This is a genomic window from Bacillus sp. EU63, from assembly GCF_038592915.1.
Lineage (GTDB): Bacteria > Bacillota > Bacilli > Bacillales > Bacillaceae > Bacillus > Bacillus velezensis.
This window is the reverse complement of record NZ_CP151944.1, coordinates 1828543-1842789: the sequence shown is the minus strand read 5'-3', so window position 1 is coordinate 1842789 and position 14247 is coordinate 1828543. Positions and strand designations below refer to the sequence as shown.

Below are 14247 nucleotides of genomic sequence, written 5' to 3'. Positions count from 1 at the left end.
TATTCTTAAGATAGTTTAAATTAAGCTATTGAGTATTTTTTCAAACTTATTCACGCTCATCATCTCATGAGTGAGAAATGTCCCATTATAAAACACGCTGAAAGTCGTCCAAACTGCCGGGGATTTTTGCGCCATATCTTTTGACGTTATTCTCAGGGCCTGAAAATGAAGCCCTTTCTTTTCAGTCAGTTCCTTTAAATCCTTTAACACTCCGACTGCAAATGGGCATTGAGCTGTATAAAATATTATGATTCCCTCATCATTAACGGAATTACTTTTCACCTGTTTTTTTAAATACAGGAGGATGTGCATGTTCCTTCCACGTCAGTGACACCAACTGAAAATAGGGTTCTGCTTCATCTTGCACAGCAAATCCCATATGCTCGAAGAAATGCTTATCACTTAAATAAGGGAGTTTTTTCTTCCCCACTATATGAACTATCCCATCCATACCGCGGGATTTTGCATCTGACACACATTTTTCTAACAAGTGTTTCGCATGTCCGTTATTCTTATATTTACCTGAGACCCAAAGGCAATTAATAAACATAAAATTAGGTGCGCTTACCGGGACCCACGCTTCTTCTGCAGGTAAATATTCAATAAAAACTTTGGCCCGTTCGTTTAGGCGGTAGAACACCAAGCCATCACTCATCCGATCTTTGAGCCAGCTCTTCTTTTCATTTACCGCATCCTCATATTGTTTCGTACCTAATGCACAGCAAATATGATTGTCATCAATATTGTCCCTAGTCAACTCAATGTATTCCATTTTTCCTCACCCGCTTTCTGGGTTCATCACATGAATTTCAATTTGAACAATGCAGACTGGGCATGGCGCTAGTCGGTCTTTTTTAGAACATCAGCTTTACTTCTGGGGAGTATTGTAATTTCTCAGAAATATAGAGTCCCAGAACCAATATATGAACGCAGCAACAATGCTCATTATGTAATAAATGAAAGTGCTGAAAACTGAGAAATCAATTGGCGGATTATCTATGTACCAGAACAAGAACACAGCTAAAAAAGCGACTGCTGTATAAATGAAAAGATGAACCACACTAAACTTTTTAGGCTTCTTTCTTAGCCATAGTTGCACAGGAACAGCAAACAAAAGGTAAGTAATGAATGCGTAAAAAGCAATGATAACCACAGTAACCAATGCAAATGGCACAAAACCCGAGTATACAAACATATATAGTCCGAATATCAAACCATACGACAAACTTGAAAAAACCAATGTGTAGGTACAGCTTTGACTTTTGCTCCAAGACGCTGCTTCCATATAGTTCACCTGCTTTTTATCAAAATACATTTCTCATTTTTTCCTACTGTTTAAAATCAATATATATCCATCACTTTAAAAGATCTATGTTTTTTGGCAGATCATCAATTCACTATCTTAATATCCAGAAATTTTATTGCCATTAAAAAAGGTCAAGGAAATACCTTGACTGTGTATCTCTCACCAATCTGCATCCGGCTCATCGTGTTCGAATCCGTAAAAGCCTTTAATCCACACATCTCCGCAGCCGGCTCCTTTTGTGATCAATAAGTAATGATTTCTGTTTGCATCACCATTCACCTTATCAGCCGCGCTCAAGTTCAAATGATTACCCGTGAAATTCTTTTCACTAAGGGTAAAATCATATCCTGCCAGTGTAATTCTCTGCAGTTTAAGCTCAAATATCGGCAGAAAGATTATGACCACAAATTCAAAGCAAGAAACGACAGCCCCCATGCAGATAGACCAAACATTACAAAGAACCTAAGCAAAGCTTCGAATTTTGTAAGTCTTCGCTCCCTTTTCGTTTTACCCAATTTCCAATAAACGGCGTAGCAGGAAAACACCAAAATGAGTTGTCCAAGTCGCGACACAGATTCTAAGAATTCTATACCATTCATTGATTTTCACCTCGTTTATTTAAACAGAAAGTCTTTCTTACAGCGTTTATCCAAAGCACTAATTTCTTCGGTTATAAAAACAGCTTGAGGAATTTGTTTGTAAAATGGTTTGCCTGCTGCTTGATAAAAACGGCCCATCCTCACTCCCCCATGTATCAATCAATATGATTTTTATTATCTCAGATAGAAAGACGATTTCCAACAGTTATGTAAAAATAAGTAACTTGCAAGATGTCTAATTGTATAAGAAAAGTTGTCTTATCCAGCAGAACCATAAGTGCTGCATTTCTCCATTAAAGCGTTAAAGGCGAATTATAAAAGAGCCGCTTTTAGGCTCATTCGCGAAGCTTTATCATTTTATTTTTATGCCTGTCAGTCCTATTGGAATAAATTTGCGGGAAGATCAGTTTTAATCCGCCGCCCTGCTCACCTTCAACCCTTCTTGTAATAACGCTTTATAAGAAGCGGGGAATTCTTGATTTACGCGCTGCACTTCCAATGTAAATTCACGTTCCTCTTTTGTCACTCGTCTGAGTCTGTCAGCTTTTTTTGTGTATCTATGTCGGCACCTGGAGGAACGAACCGATTCGGTGCAATTCGTACACCATTTGTGATAACAGCATTATTTTAGGGTATCTTTGAACCGGATTAAATGATGTAACAGGGTTAGGGCTGATAAAGGGCAAAAACTTAGTGAGCCGGTGATTGTCAAATTTATCTTCCGTCAGCTTTTTATCGCTCAAAAAAAGGCCTCCTTTGAAAACGTATCCATTCATGTATATATGTAAATTCTATGCATTTGGAGATGACAAATCATCCATAGAATCCTCCCTGCACAGCTCCCTCAATTTTTATAGAGACACTTGTCCGCAAAAAATGTAAGGGTTTTCAAAAGAAGGGCAGTGTGCTAAATTGTAAGATAAGTAAAAATTTTCTGCTAATATTTGAAAGGGGTGTATGATTTGAAAGCAGTAGTAGCAACAAAAGACAAAAGTATAGCGATCGTACAAAAAGAATTACGTCCTTTGCGACATGGTGAAGCCAAAGTTAAGATGGAATACTGCGGTGTATGTCATACTGACTTACATGTTAAAAATGCTGATTTCGGGGATGTTACAGGCGTCACTTTAGGTCATGAGGGAATCGGCATTGTAACTGAGATTGGTGAAGGTGTAACAAGCCTGAAAAAGGGCGACCGCGTCTCTATTGCCTGGATGTTTGAAAGCTGCAGCTGCTGTGAATATTGCCTAACTGGCCGTGAAACCTTGTGCCGCGATGTAAAAAATGCCGGCTATACAGTTGACGGCGCAATGGCAGAAGAAGCAATCGTAGCGGTTGATTATGCAATAAAGGTGCCGGAAAATTTAGACCCTGCAGCAGCAAGCAGCATTACTTGTGCAGGTGTAACAACTTATAAAGCCGTTAAAGTCAGTGAAATTAAGCCAGGTCAATGGATTGGTGTATTTGGAGTCGGCGGTTTAGGCAACTTGGCTGTTCAATATGCAAAAAACGTCTTTAACGCTAAAGTGATCGCTTTCGACATTAGCGATGAAAAATTGAATTTTGCTAAGAGCTTAGGCGCTGATGCGGTTGTAAACAGTTTAAACGAAGACCCCGTCGCTAAAGCAAAAGAAGTGACTAACGATTCAGGGCTTGATGCTGTGGTCATCACGGCTGTCTCTAAAACCCCTTTCAATCAAGCGATTGATGTTGTAAAAGCAGGAGCCCGTGTAGTCGCTGTCGGTTTACCGGTGGACAAAATGGATTTAGATATTCCCCGTCTCGTGTTAGATGGGATTCAGGTAGTAGGTTCATTAGTAGGTACCAGAGAAGATTTGAAGGAAGCTTTTCAATTTGCCGCAGACGGTAAAGTTGTACCTAAAGTGACAAAGCGCCCGATCGAAGATGTGAATGATATTTTTGAAGAAATGGAGCAAGGTAAAGTGACCGGCCGCATGGTTATCGATTTTACTTCCTAATCATTAAGGCTGCCGGGAATGATACGGCAGCCTTTGATCTCGATTCTTGCTCAGCGCCCCACCCAGACTGAATGAGACTTTGTCATTTAGTTCAGATAAGAAGCTCTACAGACCATTCAGCGGACATTCATTTTGCGAGTACTGCCTGAACTAACCCTGATACCAATATAATGCAAGGTCATTCATTGCCGAAGCGTAGCCCTGCTGTCTTAACATAGTTGTTATGCTGCCCCGATGATAAGTTCCGTGATTGGCAACATGGAATAAAATTTCTGAGTAAGCAGTTTCTCTGTAACCTAACCAAGGATTATTTAAGTTCATTTTTTGTTCTAAATCTGTTTGGCTATTCATCCATTCTTCAAACTGTGAAGCCAGTTCTTCATAAGACGCCGCAAATTCATCTGCAGAATATAAATGAGCCCTTTCTGCATAAGCCATAGAACCTTCCAATGCTTCCTGCATGTCTATTCCTTTAAGTACTTGCAGCCACATAACATCCACCGCGCAAATGTGACTGAACGTTTGAACAATTGTAGGATATGAACTGTGAACCTCTTTATGCATGACGTCATTTGGTAATTCCTTTATTCTTTCTAATAACGCTTTATTCGCCCAAACATGGTACTGATACATATTTTTCGCATGGTTCATTTAACATCTCTCCTTTAAAGTTGATACTTGTGATTATAAAAAAAGATATATGACAGCAGATTGTCATACATCTTTATAAATTTTCATTATTTTTTCAGCTTCATCCATTAAAATTGATTGAAGTTCCACCGGTTTTATAATTTTAGCGCCACTGCCAAAGCTCAAAAGAATTGATTTAAGCCATCCGGCATGCTGAGGCCGATACACAGAGATTGTAAACGTCATACTTCCATCTCTGTTCATGACTTTTGAAGCGTTCTGAAATTGATCTAATACTTTAGCTATGGAATTAGGATTAACCCAAATGACTACATCCGCAAACCCTCCCAGGTCGGATTCTGAATAAGATGGTTCATCTTTCACTTTGTGACTGCGCAAAAACTCTTCTTGAGTAAGCGTTATATTCATCATACGTGATACTCTAAATTCTCTATCATCTTGACGTTCTCTGCAGAAGCCATATACATACCAACTACGAAACTTATACTGAAGGTGGATAGGTTCTACTTCACGTGATGTAAATTCATTTTTATTACTGACATAATCAAAGCGTACTGCCTTTTTTTCCTGTATAGCTTTTCGCAGCCGGATTAATGAATTCGGTTCTGTTCTAAGGCTTTCCAAGTTAACATACAAAGTCCTGCTGCTTTCGCTTGTATCCAGAGATTTTAATCTATCTATCGTGTGTTCAACTTCCTTATCTTCAAAAACACTCGACAAACTGCTTAATACTGTAATTAAATTCAATACATCATGAGAACCGATTAAACTTTTATCAAATTTGTATCCTCTCATTATCCCAAAACCGCCGTTAGCCCCTTGGTATGAAACGACTGGTATTCCAGCTGCACAAATCGCTTCGATGTCTCTATAAACTGTCCGCGTTGATACTTGAAATTCATCAGCTAAACTGGAAGCAGATAAAATTTCATTATGTAAGAGCTTGAATATGATTGATAACAAACGTTCTAATTTCAATTCTCAATTCCTTTCCTTATTAGAATTGGAAGTGCTCTTTTTGCTCTGACACATTTATGCCGCTCACCTCCTGTCACTTCAAGATACCACGCAGAAAGCTTAATTTTTTCACCTAACCGCATAATACGCGAATTACCATATGCTTTATACTTTGCGACACCGATAAACCCTTCTATTGCTTCATCTGATATTCAATAAAACGCCTGTTGAACCTTTGCTTATGTATACAGCTTCATCTTCACTGAGTAATTTGACGCCCAATTTAATCTACATAATAGTTCACTGAATCTCTCAACAATTTTAGATAAACATCTTCTTTTTATAGAGATGTTCGGTCAATCGACATCCTTGTGTTATATATGGTAAAATTTATAAAAACAAAGGAGCGTTGTTACATATGAGTCTTATCATTTTAGCATCCATGCTTTTATGGGGTGCAGTGATCCACGAGCTAAACAAACCTTCAAAAAAGCAAAGTAAACGAAAAATGATCCCTTTGGTATCCCTCAGTTCTTTATCTACTTTAATCATCACAATTTCGCTTTTTTCTAATTTAATTGGTTGATATTTGTTATGAGGAAACCCGCCAGAGGTTCCTCATAACACTAAAAACCTACTCACTGCACTTTTTACAGCAGACCTTATCAGAGTGTTTGCTTAACACTTTGTCCATTCTCCCCACAGGCATCTTCTTCTCACTCGGAAGTGTAAGATAAGCTGTTATCTCATCCCCTGATTTTAATGTTTTTCCGCAGATAGAGCATTTTAACTCAGTATTAAAGAAATTTTTTAATCCCATTCAGAAGCCTCCTTATTTACCTTTATAAAGTAATACGTTAATGCTTTATAAAAGTTTCACGTTAAAGAAATACTCCTTGCCCCAGAAAATTATTGCCGGCGCTCTTGCTTTTGGGTTAATTCCATTAATGGGGACTGCAGATGTTTCTGCAAAACCTTCGCCAAATCAAGATAAAATCATGAAACCTGCTGGTTGGTCATGTGACGCTCCGTATATTGCGTGTCAGCCTTTTTCTGGCGGTACCGGTAAGGTTTCATTCAACTATCAAGGCAGCTCTCCAGGAAAAATCAGAGTTTTTGTTGCGAATGACGGCAGCAAATCTTTCAAATTCACCATTAATTATCCTAATGGGAATACACTCTTATCCTCTACGACATTAAATGCGGGGAAAACGTTCATTCAAGAATTCAGCGTTAACCAAAAAGGAGAATACATCCTGAAATATGATAGCGGCACCGGTGATAGTGTCGATGGTTTCTTTAGATCTGTTGAGATCTAAATTCCGTTAGGAAAGTTGGCAGTTTTGCCGACTTTCTTTTACAAGCATTCTGCAGGAATAAACGTAAAGTGTCGAATAAACATATGACCTTTTTGAAATGGAAACTTTATCGGCACCACAAACCCGCAAGCAGGCTCCTTGTATCGTACCTTCCGTCCCTTTGTGATTTGTTTTGATTTGTCGTATACTGCGCTTGCCCGGGAAATGATGAATATTTTCGTTAACTATAATTTCCCTGAATCTCTTCGTATGTGGCTCTGCATGATGAAGTAACTTCATGCAGAGCCACTTTCATACACAGTTTTATTGCATGTTTAGCCATATCCCTCCTCTTTAAACAGCAAACCGTCCCATCCATTTCTCTCTTTCAGTTAACCTCCCATTATTTTATTGTCTTAGAAGCTCTTCATTTTAGACATAACATCCATTTTTTCTTATTTAGACTTAAATCTATGTCGAAATTTACCGTCCGGCATATTATGTATATCCTAACAACAGGAGGTGGCAATATGGGATACTACGGTGGGAATTACGGTGGAAATTATGGCGGAAACTCTTTCGTATTGATCGTTGTACTATTCATTTTGTTAATCATTGTAGGTGCTGCATTCCTTTTTTAGCACATTGACGATTCATATTCGTCTCCCAAACATTGCATCCCTTAGTTCGGACAGACGCCATAAGAAGTTTTATGGCGTTTTTACTTTTGAAAACAAATCCATTTAAAATAAACATTTTATTTTTACTCTGAAGTTTTTTCATAAGCAGGAGAGTTTCTTCCCCTGCCTACGGCTGCTAATCCTTTTCAGATCTTTTATGAAATACTCGGACTAATATTGCCGCTATGAATATTAAGGCGAACAATCCAAAAGCCATTGATCCATTCTTTAAAATGATCCCAAAGATCAACAATGCGCAACCAGACAAAATAAATAGTATCTTACTTAAAATATTAATCATTTACATTTCTCCCAATCAAAGCTTGCATTGACACCAATAATACCTGCAGTATTTATACAAGCATAGCAAGCAGTTCCACATAAAATAGTTAAACCAGTGATTGCCCATTGGCTAATATTCTTATCGCATAAACAATCTGATACACATCCAGTCCAACCCTTAGCACTCATCATGTTTGATGATGAGCCCGTTTTATCTTCTGCAGACTTTTCTGTCTCAAAGACACCAGACTTGTCTCATCTTTAACACAAGACTTGTTCATGAAAATAACCCCTTTGTAAAAAAATAATTGTCATCCGGCACCAATACTACATATCAAACAGACCATCTCATAAATCACCTTCTCTCTTTAATAAAACGCTACCATTCATATAAATAATTGTTAAGCAAAATGGCTTTCACATAAAAAAAGCCGGATTCCTCCTCTAAGAGGTTCCGGCTTTTCTTAGTAAAATGCAGGAAATATCTGGTGACGTGCTGCACACCCCCGCTATTATAATATTTCAATAGAGCCTTCTGTTCCATGAACGCGGATTCGCTGCCCATCTTTTATCAATTGGGTTGCATTTTCAACACCAACAACTGCAGGTAAGCCGTATTCACGCGCGATAACCGCTCCATGGGTCATCAGTCCGCCAACTTCAGTGACCAGGCCTTTTATGGATACAAACAATGGCGTCCAGCTGGGATCAGTATAGGAGGTAACTAATATATCTCCATCTTCCAAATCGGCATCTTCCATGTTTAAAATAACCCGTGCCCGCCCCTCTATGACTCCCGAGGAAACGGGCAGCCCTGCAATCGCTCCGGAGGGGAGATTTTCTCGTTTGTACTCGCCTGTAACGATTTCACCGTCAGACGTGATAACACGCGGCGGAGCTAGTTTTTCATATACTTGGTACTCGCCTTTTCGTGTGCTGATGATTTGGTAATCCAATTTATTTGAGCGTACGACTTCCTGAAGTTCTTCAAAAGTGAGATAGTATATGTCTTCTTTTTCATGAATAACGCCCGCTTCTGCGAGTTGTTCGGCTTCTTTCAATAAAGCCTGCTTATAAACGAAGTAGCGGCTGATCATGCCGTATTTTGGATATTCTCTGAACCCGCTGAAGTTCCGGATGATGCGGATCATTCGTTTGGTTTCTTTGGCTTTTTGTTCACCATCCGGTAATTGCTTCAATCGGTCTAATAACTCTTGTTCTTTCTTCAACGCCTCCTGCCGCCCTTGCTCAAATTTCCGCTGGCTGGCATTTGGCTCAAAGTTTTTGAGATTATTAAGAATCATAGGGACAAGTGCAGTTGGTTTTTCGCTCCATCGAGTTCTTGTCATATCAATTTCTCCGGCACATCGCATTCCGTACTTGCTGAGATAAGCATAGATAGCGTCACGGGTTTCCCGCCCGCCTTCAAACTTCACCAGCCCATCCAAAAAGTGATCATCTTTTACATTCTCTAAATAGGCAATTACTTCTGGATAAGGGCGGATCACATCGGCGACGTCCAATAGCGCAAGCCCCATTTCTGAGGTAATATTATGGGGTACAGATTGAGAAAGCGTATCTGCTGCGTTTTTTTCACCTAACCACTCGTTCATTTTTTCGTTAATCCATGATGAAGCATCCATTGCAGTTCGAATCAACACCGAACTTTTCGGGTTAAATAGAATCTTCTTTAATTCCTGGATATCTTCCAAAATAAAACGAAATAAATCAGATCCTGATTTCGTCTGGATGTTTTGTTTTAACTCTTCTATCGATGCCTGACTGCTCTTAATCAAATCAGAAACAATTGCCGGATCGTTTTCAGCTTGTTCCGGCATATCTGCATTGCCTTTGCCGGGAATCGGTGCCGTTTTATCAGGTATCGGCTTAATGAAATCATCTCGCTCTATTATGGTCATAAGTGCGTCTTTTAAGAGCGGATCGTGCTGCCCCATGCCTTTTAAGAAAACTTCTCTGACATTAGGAGATGCCAGTTGATGTGTGACATCAACGAATAGCCTTCCGCCGGCTTTACGCATGGGTGCAGCAGTCGTCAACAGAAAAAAAGACAATCCAAGGGGTTTTATGGGATCCGTCATCATTTGCTGATGACCAACAGAGATATAGACGTGATTTTCTTGATCGTTCGCTTCAGGAACGGGGTATAACGTTGTGATCGGACGACTTTGAACAATATAAAAAGTATCGCGGTCCAAACACCATTCGATATCTTGCGGCTGGCCGAAATGAGCTTCGATCTGTCTCCCGATACGTGCCAGCTGTAAAATTTGTTCATCAGTCAGTGTTTGAATCTTTTGCTGATCAAGAGCGATCTCCTGTGTTTCTGTTCCGCCTTCTTTTCGTCCATAGATAGCCAATTTTTTAGTTTCTATTCTCTTATCGACGATTTGCCCGTCCTGTACTTTATAACAATCGGCAGAGACTAAGCCGGAGACAAGTGCTTCACCAAGTCCAAAACCGGCATCGATGGATAGCAGCTTTCGGTTTCCGGTTATCGGATCAGCGGTAAATAAAATTCCCGAAGCCTGAGGGAACACCATCCTTTGGATGATAACGGATAAATAAACTTGGCTGTGATCAAATCCATTTTGCATACGGTAAATGACCGCGCGATCCGTAAATAGAGACGCCCAACATTTACTGATATGCTTCAAGATCGCATCGACGCCGGTAATATTTAAATAGGTGTCTTGTTGACCGGCAAAAGAGGCATGCGGTAAATCCTCAGCTGTCGCACTGGAACGTACGGCATAGGCATGTTCTTCGCCGAACCGGGAGAGATGGCAAGCAACTGCTTTGACTACATCTGAAGGAATTTCTGTTTCCATAATGGTTTGCCGGATTTTTTTGCTGACTTCACCAATTTGATCCCGATTCTCCACTTTCAGCATGGTCAGTTGATCCAACAGCGCTTGTAATGTTTCATTTTGTTCAATGGCTTTTTGATATCCTGCGGTTGTGACACAAAATCCTTCCGGTACTTGTATTCCTTGAATTTTTGATAATTCCCCTAAATGTAACCCTTTTCCTCCAACGAGCAAAGGCTGTGTTTTTTCAATTTCGTGAATGCCGAGAACCAAAGAACTCATTCTATATCTCCCCTTCAAAAAAATTTGACAAGAGCTTTTCAGCATGATATAATCATAATATAAGATGGATAACTATGACTTTTCACACAAAAAGCACGCGTGTTCTGATTATATCACCGTGTCTGTTTTTGTGCAATATAAAAAGAACCTGGCCAATTTGGCGAGGTTCTTTCTTCATTTTTGTCTAAAGCTCTTTAAAGCTGTATTGAGATCTTTTGTGTGAACGTAAATGTTCTTATACAACTCGAATAGTGTTTTATATTTTTGAACATTTTGTTCTTTTGGATAAAATGCAGCTGCTTCATGAATGAACTGCTCTGCACATTCTTCAAGAGAGTCAAACCACCCGCTTCCGAAGGCAGCTAACATCGCAGCCCCCATGGCGGGACCTTGTTCATTCTCTAACTTAACCACCCTCGTATTGAAAATATCAGCTTGCATTTGAAGCCACGTTTCATTTTTAGCCCCCCCGCCAATAGAGACAACCGTATCAACTGATTTTCCCGCTTCGCGGAATAGCTCAATTGATTCATATAAAGAGAATGTGATGCCTTCCATTATCGCCCTCAAAAAGTGCTCTCTTTTGTGGGCTCCGTCCATTCCGATCAAGCTTCCCCGAATAGAAGAATCAGCATGCGGCGTTCTTTCACCGACTAAGTAAGGAGTGTACAGCAGTCCATTTGCTCCTATCGGAACAGATTCCACTCCCCGCAATAATTGTTCAAACGATTCGTTTGGCGCAAACGTTTTTTTAAACCAGTCCAAGCTGTACCCTGCAGCGAGCGTGACCCCCATCGTATAAAAAGAATCCTTTTTTCCATGATTAAAAAAGTGCACTTTCCCTTTAAAATCTCTTTCTTTGTCTTCCTCACAGGAAAGTATGACTCCTGACGTCCCAATGCTGCATAACGTTTTTCCGGAAGAAAGAATACCGGCTCCGACAGCACCGCAAGCATTATCTGCTCCCCCGGCGTACACTTTTGTTTTTTCCAACAGCCCTGTCTTCGCCGCAACGCTCGGAAGCAGCGATCCTACACAGTCATGGGATTCAACAAGCGGAGGACAAATTTCCGCCGAAATACCAAATTGATTGCAAATCTCATCGCTCCACTCTTTGCGGGTCATATGTAAAAGTAACGTTCCCGCCGCATCGGAGTATTCGGTGTGAATGGCGCCAGTCATGCGGAATCTCACATAGTCTTTCGGAAGCAAAAAAACAGCGGTTTTGTGAAAAAGTTCTGGCTCATGTTCCTTCACCCATAACATTTTAGGTAATGTAAACCCTTCAAGGACACGGTTTTTTGTGATATCAAGCAGATGATCGCCAAATGTCTCGGTTATCCTGCTACATTGAGGCGTCGTTCTGGTATCATTCCAAAGAATCGCATGACGCAGCACCCGCCGATCTTGGTCAAGCAGTACTAACCCATGCATTTGTCCCGAATAGCTTATCCCGTCAATATCCCCGGCTTGAACGTTGGATATCGAAATCAATTCAGCCAATGCTTCAATTGTTTGCTGCACCCAGTCTTCAGGATTTTGCTCACTATATCCCGCCTTCTCTTGGATGAGCGGGTAACTTTTGGACGTTTCTGCACAAACCTTGCCGTTTTGATTGACTAAAATGGTTTTAACGGCACTCGTTCCAAGATCTATTCCAATGACATACTTCATTTTTTCACTCCTTCCTCTCTAAATAGATCCCCATTGAAATGACCCGCCATAACAGTAACTTCATGACGGGCAATTCCGGGAACTTGGCTGCCTGCATCTTTTTACAGCGGGATCTGGAGCTTCTTTTTTCATTATACCTGTAAAATGTATTGGTTTAATATCGCTTTTAACCGCTCCTGTCTCCCTGATTCGTTTTTAATTGGCTGATTGTTCAGCGCATATTGCTCAAGTGTCTTAAAATCAGCTCTTCCTTCTGCAATTTCAAGACCAATCCCTTCAGTAAAACTGCGGTAACGGTGTTGAATCACATCTTCAAACACACGATCTTCGATTAATTTGTGGGCGGCTTTCAACCCTCTTGCAAATGTATCCATCCCTGCAACATGGGCATATAGTAAATCATCAGGCTCAAAAGAAGATCTTCTGACCTTTGCGTCAAAGTTTAATCCGCCGCTTCCAAGACCGCCATTTTGCAGGATTTCGTACATTGCTAATGTCGCAGAATATAAATCTGTCGGAAATTCATCTGTGTCCCAGCCTAAAAGGGGATCACCCTGATTCGCGTCAACAGAGCCAAGCAGACCATGCACTCTCGCCATGCGTAATTCATGTTCGAATGTATGCCCGGCTAATGTGGCATGGTTGGCTTCGAGATTTAATTTAAAATGATTGTCTAAGCCATATTGCTTTAAAAAGGCAATGGTTGTTGCTGCGTCCGTATCATATTGATGGGTGGTCGGCTCTTTTGGTTTTGGTTCAATCAAAAACTGCCCTGTATACCCGATTTCCTTCGCATAATCCACTGCCATATGCATAAATCTGGCCATATTATCAAGCTCAAATTTTAAATCGGTATTTAACAAAGTTTCGTACCCTTCACGTCCGCCCCAAAATACATAGTTCTCCGCGCCAAGCTCTTTTGCTGTTTCTAATCCTTTTTTTACTTGGGCTGCGGCATACGCAAATACATCTGCATTACAAGAAGTCGCCGCACCATGGACGAAACGGGGATTCGTAAACATGTTTGCAGTATTCCATAATAACTTAACGCCGCTGGTTCTCATGTAGTCTTTTATCATGTCCACGATTATATCCAGATTTTGATTTGTCTCTTTTAACGTACTTCCTTCAGGTGCGATATCCCGGTCATGAAAAGCAAAAAATGGCGCATCCAGTTTTTCAAACAGCTCAAACGCTGCATCTACCCTCGCTCTCGCCAGATCCATGCCTTTATAGTGATCCCACGGTCTCTGCATCGTAGCTGCGCCAAAAATGTCTGTTCCGTCAGCGGTAAATGTATGCCAATAGGCAATAGAAAATCGCAAATGCTCTTTCATCGTTTTTCCGCCAATTACTTCTTGAGAATTATAGTATTTAAATGCTAAAGGATTCGTGGATTCTTTCCCTTCGTAAATCACTTTGTTTACGCTTTCAAAATAGTTGACTGAACCGGAATGAGAGTGAGCCATGTGTGATTTCCCCCTTAAAAATAAATTCTAAACATGATCATTCAAATACAAATGCTTTTATGTCATGTTATACTTTAGTTTGTTGCCTAAACAAACTAACTTATTTTCATCTTATATAACCTCATCAGTATTTTCAATATTTTTTTTAGTTTTTTACGAACACATTAGATATAATAAAGGTTGGATTCGCTATGTACTGCGTTTCGCACGATAACACAGAACGTTCAACTTAATTTAAAGAT

13 protein-coding genes and 2 pseudogenes are annotated in these 14247 nt (G+C 40.2%); 3 read left to right on the top strand and 12 right to left on the bottom strand.

Going from position 1 to position 14247, the window contains the following annotated elements:
• Positions 1–15: 15 nt before the first annotated feature.
• The 6 genes and pseudogenes from NYE38_RS09075 to NYE38_RS09050 all read right to left on the bottom strand — a co-directional run bounded on the left by NYE38_RS09075 (position 16) and on the right by NYE38_RS09050 (position 2648).
• Positions 16–772 (bottom strand): annotated as a pseudogene (locus NYE38_RS09075) (GNAT family N-acetyltransferase).
• A 96-nt stretch (positions 773–868) separates the two neighbouring features.
• Complete coding sequence (locus tag NYE38_RS09070) at positions 869–1285, bottom strand: UPF0715 family protein (protein ID WP_025649419.1); 417 nt, start codon at positions 1283–1285, stop codon at positions 869–871.
• A gap of 180 nt (positions 1286–1465) precedes the next feature.
• A pseudogene (locus tag NYE38_RS09065) lies at positions 1466–1681 on the bottom strand (hypothetical protein); the annotation flags it as partial.
• A 20-nt stretch (positions 1682–1701) separates the two neighbouring features.
• Complete coding sequence (locus tag NYE38_RS09060) at positions 1702–1905, bottom strand: hypothetical protein (RefSeq protein WP_017417852.1); 204 nt, start codon at positions 1903–1905, stop codon at positions 1702–1704.
• 15 nt (positions 1906–1920) lie between these two features.
• On the bottom strand, positions 1921–2043 hold the full coding sequence (locus tag NYE38_RS09055; RefSeq protein WP_017417851.1) for a hypothetical protein: 123 nt from the start codon (positions 2041–2043) through the stop codon (positions 1921–1923).
• A gap of 419 nt (positions 2044–2462) precedes the next feature.
• On the bottom strand, positions 2463–2648 hold the full coding sequence (locus tag NYE38_RS09050; protein WP_065180804.1) for a hypothetical protein: 186 nt from the start codon (positions 2646–2648) through the stop codon (positions 2463–2465).
• Between the two features lie 219 nt (positions 2649–2867).
• Here NYE38_RS09050 and adhP point away from each other — a divergent pair, with 219 nt between their 5' ends.
• Positions 2868–3884, top strand: a complete 1017-nt coding sequence (gene adhP, locus NYE38_RS09045) for an alcohol dehydrogenase AdhP (RefSeq protein ID WP_017417848.1) — start codon at positions 2868–2870, stop codon at positions 3882–3884.
• A 150-nt stretch (positions 3885–4034) separates the two neighbouring features.
• Here the strand turns inward: adhP and NYE38_RS09040 are convergent, their stop codons facing one another.
• The 3 genes from NYE38_RS09040 to NYE38_RS09030 all read right to left on the bottom strand — a co-directional run bounded on the left by NYE38_RS09040 (position 4035) and on the right by NYE38_RS09030 (position 6312).
• Positions 4035–4535 (bottom strand): DinB family protein, encoded by a 501-nt coding sequence (locus NYE38_RS09040; RefSeq protein WP_025649420.1) that lies wholly within the window; start codon positions 4533–4535, stop codon positions 4035–4037.
• A 63-nt stretch (positions 4536–4598) separates the two neighbouring features.
• On the bottom strand, positions 4599–5513 hold the full coding sequence (locus NYE38_RS09035; protein WP_025649421.1) for a YafY family protein: 915 nt from the start codon (positions 5511–5513) through the stop codon (positions 4599–4601).
• Between the two features lie 613 nt (positions 5514–6126).
• Positions 6127–6312 (bottom strand): hypothetical protein, encoded by a 186-nt coding sequence (locus NYE38_RS09030; RefSeq protein WP_003154035.1) that lies wholly within the window; start codon positions 6310–6312, stop codon positions 6127–6129.
• Between the two features lie 40 nt (positions 6313–6352).
• Here NYE38_RS09030 and NYE38_RS09025 point away from each other — a divergent pair, with 40 nt between their 5' ends.
• Positions 6353–6811: a hypothetical protein gene (locus NYE38_RS09025; protein WP_017417845.1), complete on the top strand. Its 459-nt coding sequence runs from the start codon at positions 6353–6355 to the stop codon at positions 6809–6811.
• Positions 6812–7290: 479 nt separating this feature from the next.
• Complete coding sequence (locus NYE38_RS09020) at positions 7291–7431, top strand: YjcZ family sporulation protein (RefSeq protein WP_076983294.1); 141 nt, start codon at positions 7291–7293, stop codon at positions 7429–7431.
• A gap of 833 nt (positions 7432–8264) precedes the next feature.
• Here the strand turns inward: NYE38_RS09020 and ppsA are convergent.
• The 3 genes from ppsA to xylA all read right to left on the bottom strand — a co-directional run bounded on the left by ppsA (position 8265) and on the right by xylA (position 14005).
• A complete protein-coding gene (gene ppsA / locus NYE38_RS09015) occupies positions 8265–10862 on the bottom strand; it encodes a phosphoenolpyruvate synthase (RefSeq protein WP_106067944.1) in 2598 nt (865 codons plus the stop codon).
• A 174-nt stretch (positions 10863–11036) separates the two neighbouring features.
• Complete coding sequence (xylB, locus tag NYE38_RS09010) at positions 11037–12536, bottom strand: xylulokinase (RefSeq protein WP_025649424.1); 1500 nt, start codon at positions 12534–12536, stop codon at positions 11037–11039.
• A 131-nt stretch (positions 12537–12667) separates the two neighbouring features.
• Positions 12668–14005 carry a xylose isomerase gene (xylA, locus tag NYE38_RS09005; protein ID WP_017417840.1) on the bottom strand — a complete coding sequence of 446 codons (1338 nt, stop codon included), beginning with the start codon at positions 14003–14005 and terminating at the stop codon, positions 12668–12670.
• Positions 14006–14247 lie beyond the last annotated feature (242 nt).